Origin of the sequence: Fulvivirga sp. (assembly GCF_040218215.1) — a bacterium.
Lineage (GTDB): Bacteria > Bacteroidota > Bacteroidia > Cytophagales > Cyclobacteriaceae > Fulvivirga.
Genome location: NZ_JAVJQL010000029.1, coordinates 18,189 through 36,265 on the forward strand (window position 1 = coordinate 18,189; position 18,077 = coordinate 36,265).

The window sequence follows — 18,077 nt, forward strand, 5'->3', positions numbered from 1 at the left end:
GGTTATAAAGTTTTCAAATTTAATTTATAAATCCTGAAAAGAAAACATTCTTTTCATTATTCATTTATGTAATAGCTTTCTTTCTCACTTTCAATATTATAAAACCTGCGCCCAACAGAATAATACTTCCCATTACACCCAAAATAATTACTATTCTACTGTTCTCTATTTGTAAAGATTGAATCTGCTGATCTGTTCTAAGACGCTGAAGTTCCTTTTCTTTTTCCTGAAGTTCAACAGCAACCTCCATTTGTGCCATCATTCTGCTGCTTTCATCATTGAAAACAAAGTCTTTGGCCTGGTCAAATAACATTCTCGTTTCATAAGCCTTTTTGTAATCTTTGGTTTCATAATACAATCTGGCCTGATTCTTATAGATTATTTGTAAAAGAGGATATGCGCTCATTTCTTGAGCAATGACCAACGCAGAGTCCAAATTAGCTTTAGCACTTTTAAAGTCCTTTATCTCTATATATGTTGCCCCTAGATTCGATTTTGAATAGGCTTCTCCCAATATATTACCGCTGGATTCTTCTAGTTCCAGTGCTCTCTGATAATATAAAAGTGCATTTGCATAATCGCCACGGTAGAAGTAAACATTACCTACATTATTTAGAGAATTAGATGACCCCTCTAATTGAATATCCTTTTTGGAGGATAGCGCCATGGCTTCAGAATAGTAGTCCAAAGCCAAATCTTCCCGGCCCATTTCCATGTATGCATTTCCGATATTATTAATGGCATCGATCAGACTTCCATTGGCTCCTATGGATTTAAAAAGATCATACGACTCAATAAAATATATTAGCGCCTTATCATATACCTTTTTTAAAGAATAAACAGTGCCTATATTATTCAAGGTAGATGCCTGTGCTTTCTTATCATCAATTTCTGTACTTATTCTTAGCGATTCAATGTAGTACTCCAAGGCTTCATCATAGACACCTTGATTCTTGTAGATTACACCAATATTATTTAGTGCAGCCGCCCTTCCATTAGGATATGAAATTTCGTTGGCCAGTTCAAGTGCCAGTATAGACTGCTCCAGCGCTTTGGTGGGATTCAGGCGATTGTAAACAATGTATAGCTTATTTAGAACGTCAACCCGGTTTTTGCCCTGAGCCGTTTTTAACGCATTCTCTAAGCTGTCTAAATTTTGAAATGCGTCAGATTTAAAAGCCAAAAAGACCATTAACAAAATAAGAAGACCTTTTCTCATAGATTTTTTAGTTGGTATAGTAAAGTTAGCATTATAATTGAAAGGTAATGAACTTAGAAATATAGATTATAATGGATGTCAGGAAATTGTATATTTGAATATAAACATGAAACTAATGAATAAGTTAATAATATCTTTTGCGCTTCTTTTATTTAGTACTAGTGCCATGGCACAGTCAGAATTGACTACTGTTATACTTGTGAGACATGCTGAGAAAGGTGTGGATGAAGCTGGGGATCCTGATCTGACGGAGTCGGGAATAGAAAGAGCTAAGGAGTTGGTGCGGGTGCTTCAAGGGCAGCCAATAGATGGCATTTATTCTACACCCTTCAAAAGAACCAGACAAACTGTAGCACCTCTGGCAGAAGCTAAGCAGCTTAAAATTGAAGATTACAACCCTTTTAAAATGCAGGAGGTTGTTGATCTAATATCCAACTCCAAAGGCAAAACATTGGTTTTTTCAGGACATTCAAATACCACACCGGCTATAATTAACCAAATCATAAAAGAGGATAAGTTTAAATCCCTTGATGAATCCGACTATGACAACCTATACATTGTTACTTTTTCTGAATTAGGAAATGCTAAGGTTACAGTGTTGGAATATGGCGCAGATAGTGAAATGTAACAGGGCTAAGAACACAAACCAATCTTGCAATAATAAATAACTAAGGGACCGACTGTCCCTTTTATTATGCCTTTCGCAAAAACTTTTGATTAAAATTTATCAGACCGCAAGTTTTAATTCTCAAAAGCATCCAACCTTTGTATTCGTTGTTTAAACATAAAGTTAAATGAAGACCAAAACAATAACGGGTCTCATCAGTTAAATAGTTATTATGCATAGAAAGTTACTTTCAGCCATTTTTTTATTGATTTTTGTTTCTCCAATTTTTGCCCAGAGACCGGGTGGAGGCGATTCACCTTTTGAAATAAAAGGACAACTTATTGATGAATCAACCCAGCAACCACTTGAGTTTGCCACCATAAGTTTGTTAAATGCTTCTGATAGTGCTTTAGTAGATGGAACTATAACGGATGCTACTGGTATATTCAGTCTCAAGCCGAAACCAGGTAAATATATATTGAAATTGCAATTCATCTCTTATGGAGATGTCTTCAAAACTGTTAGTCTAAGTAGGGAAAACAGGACTGTGGATATTGGCAAGGTGGTGATGAGCCCTGATACCGAAACACTCCAGGAAGTGGTGGTTACAGGGGCGAAAGACCAAATGCAACTGGAGCTTGACAAAAGGGTGTTTAATGTTGCAGAAAACTTAAATAACATCGGTGCCAATGCCTCTGACATATTAGAGCAACTTCCCTCAGTTGCGGTGGATGTAGAAGGAAATGTTAGCCTGAGAGGTAGTCAGAATGTAAGGATTTTAGTCAATGGCAAACCTTCCGGTTTAGTGGGTATTAATAATCAGGACGGCCTTCGTCAATTACAGGGCGATTTGGTTGAGAGAATAGAAGTAATTACTAATCCTTCGGCAAGATATGACGCAGAAGGTTCTGCAGGTATAATCAATATTATTTTGAAAAAGGAAAGGCAAAGGGGTTTTAATGGGGCTTTTACCACCAATTTAGGATTGCCAGCCAATTATGGATTTACAGGTAACGCTAATTATAGGTCTGGAGCATTTAACTTATTTGGTAGCTATGGCATCAACTACAGGGAAAATCCAGGCGGTGGATTTACAGACAGAAAATCTGTTTTCAATGACACCACTACCTACACTTATATTGATAATGACAGAGTAAGATCGGGAGTATCTCACAACTTCAGGTTTGGTGCAGACTTTTATTTAAATGACAAAAATATTATTACTGCTTCGGCAATGGTGAGAGTCTCTGATGAAGAAAATACTACTGACCTTCAATATACGGATAGAGACGAAAATTTAGACATTATTGGAAATACACTCCGTCAGGATTTTGAAAAGGAAGATGATGACAACTATGAGTATCAACTGAATTATACAAGAACCTTCGAGGAAGAAGGCCATGAGCTTACCGCACAGTTTCAATATCGTGATAATGATGAAACAGAGGCTTCTACTATTGGGCAGGCTGATTTAGAACAAAATGAGTCGCTCAGTGAATATCAAAGATCAATTAATATTCAGGGTGATAAGAACATATTAGCACAGGTTGATTATGTATATCCAATGGGCGAGGGCAAAAAGTTTGAAGCCGGGTATAGAGGAACATTAAGGGAGATTTCAAGTGACTATAGCGTTTTGGAGATAAATGATCAGGGAGAATTTGTTCCCATTGAACAAATATTTGAAGATCTCAATTTTAGTAATGAATTTATCTATAATGAGGATGTACATGCCGGATATGCCATTTTTGAAAATAAGATGACTAAATGGGGTTATCAGCTTGGCCTGCGCATGGAGCAGACTTATATTACTACTTTTCAACGCGAAGGTAATTTAACTGATGAAAAGGATTACCTGAATGCATTTCCAAGTGCTTTCGTTTCCTACAACCTAAGTAAAATCAGAACCATACAAGCGAGCTATAGCCGAAGGTTGTCAAGACCAAGGTTCTGGTATTTAAACCCTTTCTCATCTTTTAGCGATCCAAGAAATATTAGAAGGGGTAATACCGACTTAAATCCTGAATATACCGATTCTTATGAATTAGGTATTCTGAACAATCTCAAAAAGGCCTCTATCTATATAGGTAGTTATTACCGATATACTACGGGGGTTATTGACAGAATAAGTGTGGCGGGAGAATTTGCTGGGAACCCAAGTACAATTACAACACCATACAATATAGGTATTGAAGACGCCTTTGGTATTGAAGGTAATTTTAGCATTGACCCAACTGAATGGTTTAATATTAATGGTAACGCCAATTTTTATCGTGCAATTACAGAGGGTTCTTTCGAAGGACAGAAGCTTGAGCGTGATGCTGTTACCGCTAACTTTAGATTAAATACCAGGGCTAAGGTTGGTAAAATGAACTTTCAGGTAAGTGGAAATTACAGGGCACCACAAAATACAGTTCAGGGTAAAAGAAGAAGCATGTACTCAATGGATTTAGGAGCCAATATTGATGTATTGAAAGGTAAAGGCACACTTAACCTTAGCATAAGGGATTTGTTCAATACAAGAAAATACCGTGGTGATTTGGTTACGGAGACATTGGTTGAGACTAGCGAGTTTCAGTGGAGATCAAGACAGGCGAGATTATCATTTACCTATCGTATCAACCAGAAGAAAGAGCGAGGTGGCAAACGTGGAGAAGATGGTGATTATGATGGTGGGGGCGAGGAGTTTTAGAGAAACCTGACAGCATCATATGAAATTGGAGTAGTCAAATGAATAGGGGCTAATCCGTTTCGTGTTTCTCCATATATTTGAAAAAGTATTCCTTTAGCAGTTTTGATTTATTTTTTTCCTCATTAAAGTCATTGAGGAGTTCCGGATCATCAGCAATTAGATTCCTTAGAGAATCTTTATCTAAAATTTGAACAGAGCCATAAATGGCGTCCATCACTTTATACACTTTTTCCGTAGAGGTTGTTACAGTGGTGGCAAAATTGCTATTTGGACTTGTAAAGCGAGTTGTTGCTATGTTCTCAAAAAAACAATACCTGCCTAAATATTCTATTTTACTAAAAAGTGTATTCAAATCGAATTTAGCAAAACCCTTGTCTGCTGAGCCATATTTCTCATATTGAGGGTGTAGATATATATTATTACCATCGCAGAATCCGAATATTTTACCTATTGACTTAGACTTGGTTTTATTTATAAAGATTTTGTAAAACGTTAATTCCTTATGCCCTGAAAATGCTTCCTCATATTTCTTTTCAGTTGAAGAGATATCATAGTCAAAAGGAAGAGAAGGGTTGTTGTATTTAAATTCATTAAATGACAGATAGATTCCTTTTTTTAGCGTGTCGGCATTGATTATCAAACTCTTCTCATGCTCTGTCAGGTTTAAGTGCCTTTTATAATTTTGATCTTTCGAAAAATTTAAATCATGATAAATATCATCCTGCTTCGATAAATATCTTTTTTCATTGCTAAGAAATTCGATGGCATCAATTTTACTATACTCAAAAGTTCCATTTTTTGTATATAAAGTGTGGTCACTATGTGCAGAAACGATAGATTTTATTTTCTTACCTTCCTTGAGGGTAATTATAATTTCTTGTGAATGGGCTAGAAAAGAATTAGCGATAAATAGGAATATCAACAATGTTCGCATGTACAGAATGGTATAATCAATTTTTATAGTTGACAAACTTAAATTATCTATTTCGTTTGTCCATAAGATATTATTTAGAAAATACTGTCAGGAGTTTTAGAACTTACCCCCAACTCTTAATCCACCCCAGCCTGCAGTTGGGCCATTATTAAACTCTGGTGTAATGTAGATTCTACTATATTCAAAATACAGTTTTTTTGATTTAATGACTAATCCAAAATTATATTGGAAGGTGATTCTTTGAATAGAGTCACCTTCAATCGTATAGGGACTAACACTAAACATGCCACCTTGAAGTGTAGCATCAAATCCTATGAAATTAACAACAGGTTGTGAATAGATGTAGAAGTCAAACCTTTTCGACCTGTCATTGCCATTTAATATTGAGTTGAACTGCCCGAGCAACGTTGTAAATCCTGCTGATGCATTGGTGAAAAGTGTACCTAGATTGGCTGATGCATAAGTTTGTAATTCAAATAGGTTATCAATTATAAGCATTTGCTTTTCATGGCTTAGCTGATAATTTACAACAACATCATTGCTTATCTGATGTTTCCAACCTTGAGGTATTGTGCCATCAATAGCCCTGTGAATAGCGGTCTGCATCTCTTTGCCAAAAGCCAACGGGCCAATTGCTCCAAGGCTCAAACTTGTACATATCCTCGATCTGCCTGCGGTATCAGTACTAATGATAAAGCTCTTTAGCATTATCGCTGAGGCAAAGGGTCTATCTCCATATTGAATCTCTGACCGACCAATTTTGTTTGGCGTATAGCCAATGTGCTCAATCGATAGTCCGTATTTATTAGCCCAATCTTGATTTTTGAATAGTATATGGTTGATTGGGTTTTTTATCAATGCAGGAGCTACAAATTCAATATTATAGCCTTGTGTATAATTCTCATCAGATGAAGAAAAGTAGTCGTTATCGTAGTGGAATCTGAAATAATGATCACCTTCAGTATCTCTAAAAGCGGAGGTGTGATTGATTTTTTGTGCACTAACCTGGCTGAAGGCAGTAAGTAGTGATAAAATTAAAAGTATAAACTTCATTTCGTAAATACGAAAGTTTCATGGCAATAAGATTTTTCAATTGATTAATTTAGTTGAAATACATTGCTAACCACTTTTAAAGAATAGAACTTCCATGCCATTTGTAGATAATAAAGATTTGCCTTCTCATGAACTAGTTAAAGGATTTAATGCCCGATTTGTTCACACGGATGAACTTACTGTTGCCTATGTAGATGCATCAAAAGGAGGTATTTTACCAGAACATCACCATATAAACCAACAGGTTACTAACGTGTTGGAAGGTGAACTGGAGATGACCGTAGAAGGGAAAACGACAATACTCAAAAGCGGAATGGTGGCCGTTATTCCGGCAAATGCAAAGCATTCCGCTGTGGCTTTAACAGACTGTAAGATCATTGATGTTTTCCACCCTGTAAGAGAGGATTATAGGAAACTGTATGAGTAACGCCACCTTGAATCCCGATAGGGTGAGAGGTCTCCTATTAAGATGGAGACCTCTCGTTTCGTTACTAAGTGAAGTAACTAGTATAAAAAACTTTACTTTATCTCAAACACTGCTCTAATCTGAGCATTGATAGTAATGTTCTTAAAATCTAAGTTGCTTTGGTAGCCGCTGCTTTCCATCTTGGCATCCATCATCATATTGCTTCGATACATAGGAGCCTGCTGACCAAAATCAACATCTTGCACCTCAATGGCTCCACCAATTTCTTCATCAATAGAAGCTAATAAAGCAGTGGCTTTTTCTTTAGCAGACTTTAATGCCTTAATCTTAAGTTGCATTTTGTATTCCTCAATTTTTGAATGCGATACCTCCGCGATATTCATCCCATTTACACCTTCAGCGTCAAGCTTATCCACCAGGTCATTAATCATTTTTACGTCCTTAACTTTTAGAAGGAAACTTTTAGTAGATAAGTAATCATCTGCCTTTTTCTTCTTCCAGTCCCAATTGTAGCCATAAATATTGTCCACAGTTAAGCTTTCTTTAGGTAAACCTAATTGGTTTACAGCCTTTACAAGCCCACCTTCGAGCGTATTCATACTTACAGTCTTAGAACCGTTTTTGTATTCCTTTAATGTTATTCTGATTGAAATCTCATCAGGCACTATTTCCATTTCAGCACTTCCATTAACCTCAATCTGCTTTGTTTTCGAACTGTTGTTTGACTGCGCCATTCCTGTGAATGACATCAAAACTGCTGTTGTAACTATCAATAACTTTTTCATAATGTTTTTTCGTTTTTCTATATGATGCAGGGATAAATCAAATTCCATACCCAAACTTAATTTATTTTTATCAGGCCTAAACTAATGCAGCAAGTCATTGTTAAAAAGGCATGGAAAAAGCTGTTAAGAAAAAGGCAACCAAAGCATCATTGTCAGCTGTGGCAATAATGAAGGCCTATAAAAAACACCTGTTAACTGAAGGAAGCCAACCTAAATCAGTTTTTGTTTTTATGGAGCACCTCAATGAAGAGGAGGAAGAATTTTACAAATACTTTTCTTCTTTTGAAGCTATTGATGCCGAGTTGTGGAAGTCCTTTGCTGAAAGAACCATTAAGGCAATAAAATCTGATAAGGCTTATAATGGGTATGGTGCAAGGGAAAAGATGCTTGCATTTCTATTTACACTGGTTGAGGTGTTGAAAAAAGACAGAAGTTATGTTAAGCTCACTTTTAAGCGACCAGATAAACCGGAGCTGGTTCCTGCATGGCTCAGGGATTTTAAAAAGGAATTTGACGCTTTCTCTATGGAAGTAATAGAAGAGGGGATTGGCAGTGAAGAGATTGTAAAAAGACCGATACTTTCTGAAAGGTACTATGATGGTCTATGGCTTCAGATATTGTTCATCATATCTTTTTGGTTGAAAGACACTAGTAAGGGTTTTGAGCGTACTGATGCTGCCATTGAAAAATCTGCAAATCTGTCATTTGAGCTGATGGGCAGAGGGCCTTTGGATTTAATGCTGGACTTTGGAAAATTTCTTTATCAGAACAGGTAGATGAAAGACGAACAGACGAGCATTCCTACCTCGAAGGTACAGCGTGCAACAAGGTTTTTGAAGACAGGAGCCAAAGTGGGGGGTAATTACTTAAAGCACTACGGCAAGAAGATGTTTGATTCTGAATTATCAAGAGATCAACTTGATAATGACAATGCAGCAGATATTTATGATTCATTAAGCGAGTTGAAGGGCAGTGCCTTAAAGATTGCACAGATGCTTAGCATGGATAAAAACGTACTTCCAACGGCCTATCAGGATAAATTTGCCATGTCACAATACAGTGCACCTCCATTGTCCTATCCTTTAGTGGTGCAGACTTTCCGTAAGTATTTAGGCAAAACCCCTGATGATCTATTTGAAACATTTACCAAAAATGCCGTAAATGCGGCATCTATTGGTCAGGTGCATAAAGCTACCCTAGATGGCAAAACGTTGGCTGTCAAAATTCAATACCCTGGTGTGGCGGATAGTATTTCATCAGATTTAAAAATAGTGCGTCCCATAGCGTCTAGAATGTTCAAGATCGGTACGGCAGAATTGGAGCAATATATTGGTGAAGTTGAGTCTAAGCTCATAGAAGAAACAGATTATTCCCTTGAACTTAAGAGATCAATGGAAATCACTGGCCTTTGTGGGCATTTGGAGGGGATAAAATTTCCAACCTATTATCCTGAGTTGTCCTCTGACAGGATTTTGGTGATGGACTGGATCAATGGCCTGCATATTAAAGAGTGGTTAGCGACCAATCCAAGTCAAGAACAAAAGAATGAAATTGGCCAACGACTATGGGATTTTTATGACTTTCAAATTCATAGCCTGAAACAAGTGCATGCCGACCCGCACCCTGGAAATTTTATGATTACTGATGATAACAAGCTCGGTATCATTGACTTTGGTTGTGTGAAGGAAATACCCGAAGATTTTTATGAGCAGTATTTCAAACTGATGAAAGATGATGTGCTTAATCCTGACTATAATTTAAAAGACCTGTTTTTTGAGCTTGGCTTTTTGAGTGATAAGGACACAGAAAAAGAGAAGGCTTTCTACTTGGAAATTTTCACTGAAATGATTGAGTTGCTGGGCAGGCCATTCAGATCAAAGACTTTTGACTTTGGGGATGATACTTACTTTAAGCAGATTTTTGAAGTAGGAGATAGGGTTTCTAAAATGAAGGAGATTCGAAACTCTAAAACGGCCCGAGGCAACAGACATGGACTTTATATAAACCGCACTTACTTTGGTTTATATAATTTACTCAATGAGCTGAAGGCCGAGGTGATTACCTCCTAATAGATTAAGATTTTTTCAGCAGTCTGAAGTAGCTTTGAATATGAAAAATTTCATTGTGGTAGTGGTATTGCTTTTCAGTCTCTCCTGCGGCACCAACACCGAAACACAAAAACAGCGTTTCCTGATAAGGGGTAATGAAGCTAGTAGACAGCAGAATTTCCGCGAGGCTGTACGTTTTTACTCAGAAGCCATTAAGTTGGATCCATGCTATGCTCCGGCACATAATAACCTGGGTATAGTGTACTACAGACAGAGACAGTACGGACAGGCCGTTTTACAATATGATAAAGCCATAGAATGTGAACCAGAATATTATGATGCCATTCTCAACAGGGCCAATGCCTTTTATGAACTCAATGAACTTTACAGGGCTTTAGATGATATTGAGTACGTGCAGAAGAACCTGCCTGACAGTGCCGATGTGTATTTCAGAAAGGGGCTGGTGCAAACCAAAATGCGTGACTTTGAAGAGGCTGTTGGGTCGTTTAATATGGCATTAGAAAAAGACCCTGGAAATGCTGAGACCATTATTAATAGAGGTACGGTTAAATATTATTTGAAAGATTTGGATGGGGCAGAGGCTGATCTTAAAGAGGCGTTGAAAATTGATGCGCTTGAACCTAATGCTTATAATGCTTTGGCCCTGATAGCCATAGAGCGAAATGATCTGCAAGGTGCTATGAAGCTGGTAAACCAAGCACTTGACCTGGAGCCTGGACAGCCTTACTTCCTTAACAATAGAGGGTACATTTATTTGTTGATGGACAATCTTTCTGCGGCAAAAGAAGATATTAACAGGAGTATGACCATTGATGGTGACAATGCCTGGGTGTATAGAAACAAAGGCCTTTATTATTTCAAGACGGGAGATATAGAAAATGCCATTACTTTGCTGGAGAGATCTGCGAAGATGGACCCTTTTGTAGATCAGGTGTATAACTTCCTGGGGCAGGTGTATGAAAGCACCAATGACCTGAAAAAAGCCTGCAAAAACTATAAATTAGCGATTGAAAGGAAAGAGCGGGTGAACACTTCGCTGAGTTGCGCTTCATGAATGAACTAATCGAAAGGCTTTCTGATAAACTAAAACAGCCGCTTCCCGGAAGAGAGGCGCACTTGCTCATGATGCCCAAAGGCGCAGAACAGTCGCGGTTTGATGAAGCCAAAATGGCCAAAGCACGACTGAGTAGCGTGCTCATCTTATTTTATGAAAAGAATGGTGAGGTATACATTCCTTTGACCCAGCGCCATGATTATGGCGGCACGCATAGCGGACAGATCAGCTTTCCTGGTGGCAAATGGGAGGAGTCTGACCCTGATTTGATATTTACTGCCAAGCGCGAGGCCAATGAAGAAATAGGCGTGACCTATGAAGAGGTAAATGTCATTGGCCAGCTGTCTGATTTGTTTATACCGCCCAGCAATTTTAAGGTGACTCCAGTGGTGAGTTTTTCTGAAAGACTACCCCAGTTTGAAATAGACCCATATGAGGTAAAAGAGCTGATAGAAATGCCTTTAAGTTATTTGATTGAAGAAACTACAGTAAAACAAACTGTGATAGAATTCAGTAACGGCTTCAAGCTAAAAACCCCTTATTTTGACATTAACGGCCGGATAGTCTGGGGCGCCACTGCTATGATGTTGAGTGAGCTGAAGTCGGTTATAATTTCTTGATTTTATTGTCATACTGAGTTTGTCGAAGCATATTTATTGTAGAAGGTAGGTGCCCTTCGACAAGCTCAGGGTGATAATTTAAATTAGAATGTCATGCTGAACTTGATTCAGCATCTTGCTATCATGAACGTCATTCTGAGCCCACCGTTTAGTGGGCGTAAGAATCTCCTCATTAAACTATATCACATAAAGTTTCTATTTTTAGAAACTTTTATTATTTTGTGGTCGTTAGAGTGATCGATAATGTATGAGGTATTTTGAGTCAAGGTTTTTGGAGGAGGCCAATAAGTTCATGGCTGGACTTGACGCAAAAACTGTCAAGAAAATCTTATATAATATTGATTTAGCTGAACAAACCAATGACCCCAGGCTTTTTAAGAAACTTAAAAATGAGATCTGGGAGTTTAGAACAAAGTACTCGGGGTTACAAATTCGTCTTCTCGCTTTTTGGGATAAGACAGATAATAAAGAGACTTTGGTGATAGCAACGCATGGTTTTATTAAGAAAGTAGATAAAGTGCCTGGGAGGGAAATTGACAGGGCACTTAATTTGAAAGACAAATATTTTGACAATAAGTAACGGAATTTTGAGATGGCAACTAAAAAAATGAAAACCTACACGCTTGCCGAGATGAAAGATAAGTACATCGGCAAGGATGGTATTAAGGAGCGTGATGAATATGAGTACGAACTTCGGATGGATGTTTTAGGTAAAATGATCAAAGCTGCCCGACAGGAGAGACACCTGACACAAGAGCAACTGGGACAATTGGTTGGGGTCAAAAAAGCACAAATTTCAAAACTCGAGAGTAGTGCCAATAGCGCTACCATTGATACTATTATTAAGGTTTTTAAAGCGTTAAAAGCAGAAATAAATTTCAATGTCAAGTTGGAGAATGATTTTGTGAAACTGGCCTAATCAACAGAACCACACCACAATAGTAATGCCTTTGTTTTGTACAAGGAGCAGGTTCAGGCATGAGGATGATTTTCTTTAAATACCCTTCTACAAGCCCAAGGTGACAATTTAAGTTAGTATGTCATGCTGAACTTGGTTCAGCATCTTGTTAATGAGATTGGGGATCAAGCCTGCTGAATGTCTCCTCGATACGCAGTGAGAGGTCTCCACATTAATTCTCAAAAACTGAAGGGCACTTCTTGTATATAATTATTTTAATAAATTTATTACTTCGAGGCGTATTGGCGTATATTTAGCTATTATAATAATTAAGTTGTTTTTTGAATGGATAAGAAAGTTTTTATATCGTACAGCTGGGGAAGTAGCGATCACCAAGATTGGGTGGTAAACCTGGGAAGGAGGTTGATGTCCGATACGGTTGACGTAATTTTAGATAGATGGAGCCTAAAAGATGGTCATGATATTCATAGTTTTATGGAAGAAATGGTTAAGTCCGATGATATATTTCGTGTCTTGATTATTTGTAATCAAAAATATTCTGAAAAGGCTGATGATAGAGAAGGAGGTGTAGGTACAGAAACTCAAATTATATCTCCAAATTTATATTCAAACATAAAACAAGAAAAATTTATTCCTATTTTACTTGAAAGAGATGAAAACGGGGAACCATATCTTCCAATTTATTTGTCAAGCAGAAAATATATTGATTTCTCTCAGGAGGAAGGTTTTGAAGATAGCTATGAGGAATTGCTAAGAAATATCTTGGAAGTTCCATCAATTCCTAAACCCTTATTAGGAACAAAGCCACCAGTTTATATTACAGAAAATAGAATCAATTTATCTGATACTAATAGTAAAATTAGAACTATTGAAAATCAGTTAAAGAGAAACCAAACTTTGAATCCAAAGTACGCATACGATTTTACCGAGCTGTTTCTGGAAAAGCTGTGGAATTTTAATCTTGATAAAACACCTAATAATCTTGATGAGTTTGGAATGGTTTTAACAGATACTTTGAAATCTTTTAAACCATTAAGAGAGGACTTTTTAAAGTTTGTAAATATTCTTACTAGTTATCAATTGGACTTTGTAAGTGATCCAATTATCGAATTTTTTGAATACCAGCCGCTATACTTAAGGCCGAAAGATGATAGAGGTGGTTGGTCCCCAGCAGAATTCGACTCATTAAATATCATTTTTCAAGAGTTGTTTATTTATACTGTTGCATTGGGTTTGAAAAATAAAAATTATGAATTCGTATCGGAGATTCTTAACTCAAAATACTTTATTAAGGATCCCCATCAACGAAATGAGGAGCCGAGTACTTTTGCATTCTTGTATAATTATCATAAGAATTTAGAAGATTACCTTTGGAAGACTTATAATAAGGTCACTGGTTTTGGTGACTATGTGATTACTAATTTGTCTGATCAGCTATCTAAAAATCAGATTATTTTAGGGGATACTGTTTGCTATGCAGTTAGTTATTTGAACAATGAGGATTATCACGATCGCTGGTTTCCAAGTACGTACTTATATGGCGACAAGCATGAAGCTTTTGACTTTTTTAGCAGAATATCTTCAAGGAAACATTTTGAAAAAGTTAAGTGTATTTTTGATGTGGATAACAAAAATGACTTCAGAAAAAAAATTCTTGATCTTAAGGAAAGTTCTCAAGATAGAATTAGATATTCCCATGGGGTATTTAATGATGTATCATTTGTTCATGAGTTAATTAATGCTGATACGATAGCTTTATATAGATAAAACAGATCAGTAATTCACTCCTCCCTCTCTGGCACTGGATCATAGCCATGTGTTCCCCACGGGTGGCATTTGCTAATCCTTTTTAACCCCAACCATAAACCTTTAACTGGCCCCCAGATTTTGATGGCTTCTATGGCATAACGCGAGCAGGTAGGGGTATGGCGGCAGTTAGAACCTAATAATGGGCTAATGGTCAACTGATAAATCCTAATCGGAAATATCAGTATCGCAGAAATTACGCCCTTAATCGATAGTGTATTCGGTTCCTTCTTTGCCATCTTTTAGTGAAACACCCAAAGCCTTTAAATCATCCCTGATCTTATCAGTCACAGCATAATTTTTAGCAGCCTTGGCATCGTTTCTTAGCTTTATCAGTAAGTCCATCACGCCATCAACCAACTGGTTGTCTTCGCCTTTTTCTTCTTTTAGACCCAGTACTTCAGTTATAAAGCCCTGGTAGTACTTAATCAGGCTATCAAAAGTTTCTTTAGACAATTGACCTGTTTTGATATTACCAGCCTTGAAGTTATTCATGGTGGTAGTCATTTCAAATAATACAGCTAAAGCTTTAGCTGTATTAAAATCCTGACTCATATTATCAAACAGGCTGTCAATAGTAGCTTTAACATTAGTTTCTAATTCCCCATCAACGGTTCCTTCCGCATATTCGAGCCCATTGGCTATTTTATAGCCCTCCATCAACCTTTTATAGCCCTTTTCAGCGGCAGTCAATGCATCGTTAGAGAAGTCTAGCGTACTGGAGTAGTGCGACTGCAACATAAAGAAACGCACCACCATCGGGCCATAGCCACGCTCAAGAAGTTTGTGCGTACCTGCAAATAGTTCATGCGGTAAAAAAGAGTTGCCCAATGACTTACTCATCTTCTGACCATTAACAGTCAGCATATTGCTATGCAGCCAGTATTTAACAGGCTCTTTGCCAGTAGTGCCAACAGACTGGGCTATCTCACATTCATGATGCGGAAATACCAAATCCATTCCGCCACCGTGGATGTCAAAAGTCTCACCTAAGTATTTGGTACTCATTACAGTACATTCCAAATGCCAGCCCGGGAAGCCCTCACCCCATGGCGAGTTCCAACGCATAATATGAGCAGGAGAGGCTTTTTTCCAAACAGCGAAGTCAATTTTATTGCGCTTCTCATCCTGGCTATCCAGCATACGACCGCTTTCCATCATCTCTTCGATATTCCTTCCTGAAAGCTTACCATATTTATGGTCTTTGTTGTACTTGGTTACATCAAAATAAACAGAGCCGTTTACTTCATAGGCGAGGCCATTTTTTATTAAATCCTGCACCATTTCAATCTGCTCCATAATATGTCCGGTAGCCGATGGCTCAATACTGGGAGGCAGGAGGTTGAATTGTTTCAGCACATCATGGAAGCCATTGGTATAATGCTGCACAATCTCCATTGGCTCCAGCTGTTCCAGTCTTGCCTTTTTTGCAATCTTATCTTCACCTTCATCGGCATCATTTTCCAAATGCCCAACATCGGTAATGTTTCTCACATAGCGCACTTTGTAACCCAGGTACTGAAGGTAACGGTAGATAACATCAAAACTCATAAAGGTTCTTACATTGCCCAAATGCACATCACTATATACCGTTGGCCCGCAAACATACATACCCACGTGGTCCTCATGAATGGGTTCAAACTTCTCCTTCTTCTTGCTAAGCGTATTGTAGAGCGTGATTGGATACTTGTCCTTTAATGACATAATTGATGTTATAATTAATTCCTTCTTTCAGGGCTCAAAAATAACATCAATTAGTTAGCATTCGTAATGTGCGACCTAGAAATTGATGATGGCACCAAAATATAGGGTCCTTTGCGAAAATAACGAGCTGCTTCTTTCGGTATAATCAAAATTGTAACGGTATGTTCTTATGTTTTCTTTGTTTAGAATATTATTGACCGAACCAAAGCAAATGATATTCAGGTTTTCATTGACTGGAATCATCCTGGAAATGCTCATATCAATGATGCCATAGTCTGGCAACCTGGATTGATCAGTTAATGATGAATATTCAGGTCTGTATACTTGCAGGTTTGAATCGAATGTGCTAGTTATAAGCGGTTGATAAAAATTTCCTTGCCGGAATGAGAATGTAGAGTTAGCTGTCCAGTTAGCGTTAATGCGCCATTCAAGATTACCACGTACAAAATAGTCTAAATCATATTTGTTAGGATATTCTTGACCGTCACTTTGTTTAGATATCCCATCAATGAGAGAATAAGAAATTTGGCCTGTCAGTTTATTGACGATTTTGCTCTTAACAAATAGCTCAATGCCAGCTACTTCGCTGGTTATGCCATCAGTGATTGACTCTTTACCAAATGCTGAAGCTGTAAAATTCACCTGATTGCTTTCATAGCTGTAATCAATGGATACTTGTTTGCTTTCATTAAGGATAGCTTTTTCATTTTGAGGGAAATCAAAGCGGTGGTAATTGCCAATGGCGAATGTTAGTGAACTGTTAATGTCGAGATTGTACTTTGTGCTCAGCTGACTGCTTAGAAAGTTACTTTGATTATCAACGGGTAAATTTTTACGTAGTCCGCTACCTAATGTCCATTTGTCATTAATGAAATAGGTAAGAAACCCATACACTTCAGGCCTTATTAGCTCGGTTGTATTAGTTGCGCTTGCCATTGGGTAACCTTCACCTTCGGCATAATCTATTATGTAAAATGTGCCATCAAAGTGCTGCTCTCTATAATCAAAAGCAGCTCCGGTTTTAAAAATTAGATTAGTTGTAGCATACTTATAATTGGCAGAGGCAAAACCATCAAAGTAATTCAGTTCAATATTGGCATCAGCATAGTTGAATTGAGTTTTAGTAAAGCTGATATTATTGTTAAAACTTAGCTCCGATTTACCAATTTTCTTTCTGAGGTTGGTGATCGTGAAGTTCCTCTTTTTACGCTGCTCGAATGTTGTTGTTAGCGTTGGCGTTTGGTAGTTAAAATCATATCCTTCCAACAGGGTGTAATTGAATACTTTTAGAATGGTAGTTTCATTAATGGCATTCAAATAGCTCAGGCCAAGATCGACAGAATTAAAGTCCTTGATATCGTTTAGCGCTTCAGTGTTAAAAGCCTTTATAATTGCGGCAGGCTGATAATTGCTAAAAACAGTAATGGCCTGTTTTTTATTAAGCTTCTGACTCATTAGCAACCCATAGCTGGCCAGCGAGACTGTAGCTGTTCGTACTTTTTCTTCAGGAATATCTTCAGCAGTTTTTATGGCTATGAGACCTGAAGTTGTGTTGCCATACTCTAGAGGAGGATTGCCAGGAAACACCAGCATTTCATCAACAATGGCCGTATTGAAAATCCCAAAAGTACCGATGCCATTCAATTGAGAAAATCTTACAGCATCGTAAAGCGGTACATTATTGAAAAAGACTCCTGTCTCGTCCGGGCTGCTGCCTCTGAAACTAATGTTTGCTGATTCGTCAAGTGTTGTGCTGGAAGGTAAAGAATTAGTTGCCAGCAAAGGGTCAGCTTTGGCACTTGGATTTAGATAGATGTCCATACGCTTCACCTTTTTGTATGTGAACTCTTCAGCTACCATTTTCTCAGCGGTAATTGTTACCTCAGCCATGCTCTGAACAGTAGGAAACAGCTGAATAGTTAAATGTTCATCCCCCTTAAAAACAACCTCTTTCTCCTTATAGCCGATGTATGAAACTATCAAAGTGTCACCTTTTGTGAGGTTCGTAATTGTAAACTCTCCATTCAGGTCAGTGCTTGCACCGATCTTCCAATTGCTTTTTGAAAAAATATTGGCGCCAATAAGTGCTTCATTTGTGGAGGCATCTTTTACAATACCCTTGGTTGCAACTTGTGCCATGGCAACCAAGGATAATGTAGAAAATAAGATGATCAGGACGTATTTCATT

17 protein-coding genes are annotated in these 18,077 nt (G+C 37.7%); 10 read left to right on the top strand and 7 right to left on the bottom strand.

Features of this window, described 5'->3' with window-relative positions; genetic code table 11:
* Window positions 1–64: 64 nt before the first annotated feature.
* Complete coding sequence (locus RIB54_RS21860; protein WP_350103021.1) at window positions 65–1,219, bottom strand: tetratricopeptide repeat protein; 1,155 nt, start codon at window positions 1,217–1,219, stop codon at window positions 65–67.
* 115 nt (window positions 1,220–1,334) lie between these two features.
* Here RIB54_RS21860 and RIB54_RS21865 point away from each other — a divergent pair, with 115 nt between their 5' ends.
* Entirely contained in the window at window positions 1,335–1,847 is a 513-nt protein-coding gene (locus RIB54_RS21865) for a phosphoglycerate mutase family protein (protein ID WP_350103022.1), read from the top strand.
* Window positions 1,848–2,058: 211 nt separating this feature from the next.
* Window positions 2,059–4,518 carry a TonB-dependent receptor gene (locus RIB54_RS21870; RefSeq protein WP_350103023.1) on the top strand — a complete coding sequence of 820 codons (2,460 nt, stop codon included), beginning with the start codon at window positions 2,059–2,061 and terminating at the stop codon, window positions 4,516–4,518.
* A 49-nt stretch (window positions 4,519–4,567) separates the two neighbouring features.
* Here RIB54_RS21870 and RIB54_RS21875 read toward each other — a convergent pair whose 3' ends face one another.
* Window positions 4,568–5,488: a DUF6563 family protein gene (locus tag RIB54_RS21875; RefSeq protein WP_350103024.1), complete on the bottom strand. Its 921-nt coding sequence runs from the start codon at window positions 5,486–5,488 to the stop codon at window positions 4,568–4,570.
* Between the two features lie 60 nt (window positions 5,489–5,548).
* Entirely contained in the window at window positions 5,549–6,505 is a 957-nt protein-coding gene (locus RIB54_RS21880) for a lipid A deacylase LpxR family protein (protein ID WP_350103025.1), read from the bottom strand.
* Window positions 6,506–6,599: 94 nt separating this feature from the next.
* Between RIB54_RS21880 and RIB54_RS21885 the strand changes: the two genes are divergently transcribed.
* The gene (locus tag RIB54_RS21885; protein ID WP_350103026.1) at window positions 6,600–6,932 is read left to right on the top strand and encodes a cupin domain-containing protein; all 333 of its coding nucleotides are present in this window, start codon (window positions 6,600–6,602) and stop codon (window positions 6,930–6,932) included.
* A gap of 92 nt (window positions 6,933–7,024) precedes the next feature.
* Here the strand turns inward: RIB54_RS21885 and RIB54_RS21890 are convergent, their stop codons facing one another.
* Window positions 7,025–7,717 carry an SIMPL domain-containing protein gene (locus RIB54_RS21890; protein ID WP_350103027.1) on the bottom strand — a complete coding sequence of 231 codons (693 nt, stop codon included), beginning with the start codon at window positions 7,715–7,717 and terminating at the stop codon, window positions 7,025–7,027.
* Between the two features lie 110 nt (window positions 7,718–7,827).
* Here RIB54_RS21890 and RIB54_RS21895 point away from each other — a divergent pair, with 110 nt between their 5' ends.
* The 7 genes from RIB54_RS21895 (at window position 7,828) to RIB54_RS21925 (ending at window position 14,146) form a co-directional block, all read left to right on the top strand.
* On the top strand, window positions 7,828–8,493 hold the full coding sequence (locus RIB54_RS21895) for a TetR family transcriptional regulator C-terminal domain-containing protein (protein WP_350103028.1): 666 nt from the start codon (window positions 7,828–7,830) through the stop codon (window positions 8,491–8,493).
* Window positions 8,494–9,786, top strand: coding sequence for an ABC1 kinase family protein (locus RIB54_RS21900; RefSeq protein WP_350103029.1), 1,293 nt, complete (start codon window positions 8,494–8,496; stop codon window positions 9,784–9,786).
* Between the two features lie 40 nt (window positions 9,787–9,826).
* Window positions 9,827–10,840 carry a tetratricopeptide repeat protein gene (locus RIB54_RS21905; protein WP_350103030.1) on the top strand — a complete coding sequence of 338 codons (1,014 nt, stop codon included), beginning with the start codon at window positions 9,827–9,829 and terminating at the stop codon, window positions 10,838–10,840.
* The gene (locus RIB54_RS21910; protein ID WP_350103031.1) at window positions 10,837–11,460 is read left to right on the top strand and encodes an NUDIX hydrolase; all 624 of its coding nucleotides are present in this window, start codon (window positions 10,837–10,839) and stop codon (window positions 11,458–11,460) included. The genes RIB54_RS21905 and RIB54_RS21910 overlap by 4 nt, the downstream gene beginning before the upstream one ends.
* A gap of 247 nt (window positions 11,461–11,707) precedes the next feature.
* Window positions 11,708–12,040 carry a type II toxin-antitoxin system RelE/ParE family toxin gene (locus RIB54_RS21915; RefSeq protein WP_350103032.1) on the top strand — a complete coding sequence of 111 codons (333 nt, stop codon included), beginning with the start codon at window positions 11,708–11,710 and terminating at the stop codon, window positions 12,038–12,040.
* Between the two features lie 12 nt (window positions 12,041–12,052).
* On the top strand, window positions 12,053–12,379 hold the full coding sequence (locus RIB54_RS21920; RefSeq protein ID WP_350103033.1) for a helix-turn-helix domain-containing protein: 327 nt from the start codon (window positions 12,053–12,055) through the stop codon (window positions 12,377–12,379).
* A gap of 324 nt (window positions 12,380–12,703) precedes the next feature.
* Window positions 12,704–14,146, top strand: a complete 1,443-nt coding sequence (locus RIB54_RS21925; protein WP_350103034.1) for a toll/interleukin-1 receptor domain-containing protein — start codon at window positions 12,704–12,706, stop codon at window positions 14,144–14,146.
* A 14-nt stretch (window positions 14,147–14,160) separates the two neighbouring features.
* Here the strand turns inward: RIB54_RS21925 and yidD are convergent, their stop codons facing one another.
* From yidD to RIB54_RS21940, 3 genes are all read right to left on the bottom strand, one after another.
* A complete protein-coding gene (yidD, locus tag RIB54_RS21930; RefSeq protein WP_350103036.1) occupies window positions 14,161–14,424 on the bottom strand; it encodes a membrane protein insertion efficiency factor YidD in 264 nt (87 codons plus the stop codon).
* Window positions 14,390–15,889, bottom strand: coding sequence for a cysteine--tRNA ligase (cysS, locus tag RIB54_RS21935; protein WP_350103037.1), 1,500 nt, complete (start codon window positions 15,887–15,889; stop codon window positions 14,390–14,392). Before cysS ends, yidD begins: the two co-directional genes overlap by 35 nt.
* A 75-nt stretch (window positions 15,890–15,964) precedes the next feature.
* Window positions 15,965–18,076: a TonB-dependent receptor gene (locus tag RIB54_RS21940; RefSeq protein ID WP_350103039.1), complete on the bottom strand. Its 2,112-nt coding sequence runs from the start codon at window positions 18,074–18,076 to the stop codon at window positions 15,965–15,967.
* Between the last annotated feature and the right edge of the window lies 1 nt (window position 18,077).

Bases quoted from the DNA above. Each gene is read 5' to 3' on its own strand.
- RIB54_RS21865 (WP_350103022.1), top strand. From the start codon at position 1,335: ATGAATAAGTTAATAATATCTTTTGCGCTTCTTTTATTTAGTACTAGT.
- RIB54_RS21860 (WP_350103021.1), bottom strand. From the start codon at position 1,219: ATGAGAAAAGGTCTTCTTATTTTGTTAATGGTCTTTTTGGCTTTTAAA.
- RIB54_RS21940 (WP_350103039.1), bottom strand. From the start codon at position 18,076: ATGAAATACGTCCTGATCATCTTATTTTCTACATTATCCTTGGTTGCC.
- RIB54_RS21895 (WP_350103028.1), top strand. From the start codon at position 7,828: ATGGAAAAAGCTGTTAAGAAAAAGGCAACCAAAGCATCATTGTCAGCT.
- yidD (WP_350103036.1), bottom strand. From the start codon at position 14,424: ATGGCAAAGAAGGAACCGAATACACTATCGATTAAGGGCGTAATTTCT.
- RIB54_RS21890 (WP_350103027.1), bottom strand. From the start codon at position 7,717: ATGAAAAAGTTATTGATAGTTACAACAGCAGTTTTGATGTCATTCACA.
- RIB54_RS21905 (WP_350103030.1), top strand. From the start codon at position 9,827: ATGAAAAATTTCATTGTGGTAGTGGTATTGCTTTTCAGTCTCTCCTGC.
- RIB54_RS21920 (WP_350103033.1), top strand. From the start codon at position 12,053: ATGGCAACTAAAAAAATGAAAACCTACACGCTTGCCGAGATGAAAGAT.
- RIB54_RS21885 (WP_350103026.1), top strand. From the start codon at position 6,600: ATGCCATTTGTAGATAATAAAGATTTGCCTTCTCATGAACTAGTTAAA.
- RIB54_RS21870 (WP_350103023.1), top strand. From the start codon at position 2,059: ATGCATAGAAAGTTACTTTCAGCCATTTTTTTATTGATTTTTGTTTCT.
- RIB54_RS21900 (WP_350103029.1), top strand. From the start codon at position 8,494: ATGAAAGACGAACAGACGAGCATTCCTACCTCGAAGGTACAGCGTGCA.
- RIB54_RS21910 (WP_350103031.1), top strand. From the start codon at position 10,837: ATGAATGAACTAATCGAAAGGCTTTCTGATAAACTAAAACAGCCGCTT.
- cysS (WP_350103037.1), bottom strand. From the start codon at position 15,889: ATGTCATTAAAGGACAAGTATCCAATCACGCTCTACAATACGCTTAGC.
- RIB54_RS21925 (WP_350103034.1), top strand. From the start codon at position 12,704: ATGGATAAGAAAGTTTTTATATCGTACAGCTGGGGAAGTAGCGATCAC.
- RIB54_RS21915 (WP_350103032.1), top strand. From the start codon at position 11,708: ATGAGGTATTTTGAGTCAAGGTTTTTGGAGGAGGCCAATAAGTTCATG.
- RIB54_RS21880 (WP_350103025.1), bottom strand. From the start codon at position 6,505: ATGAAGTTTATACTTTTAATTTTATCACTACTTACTGCCTTCAGCCAG.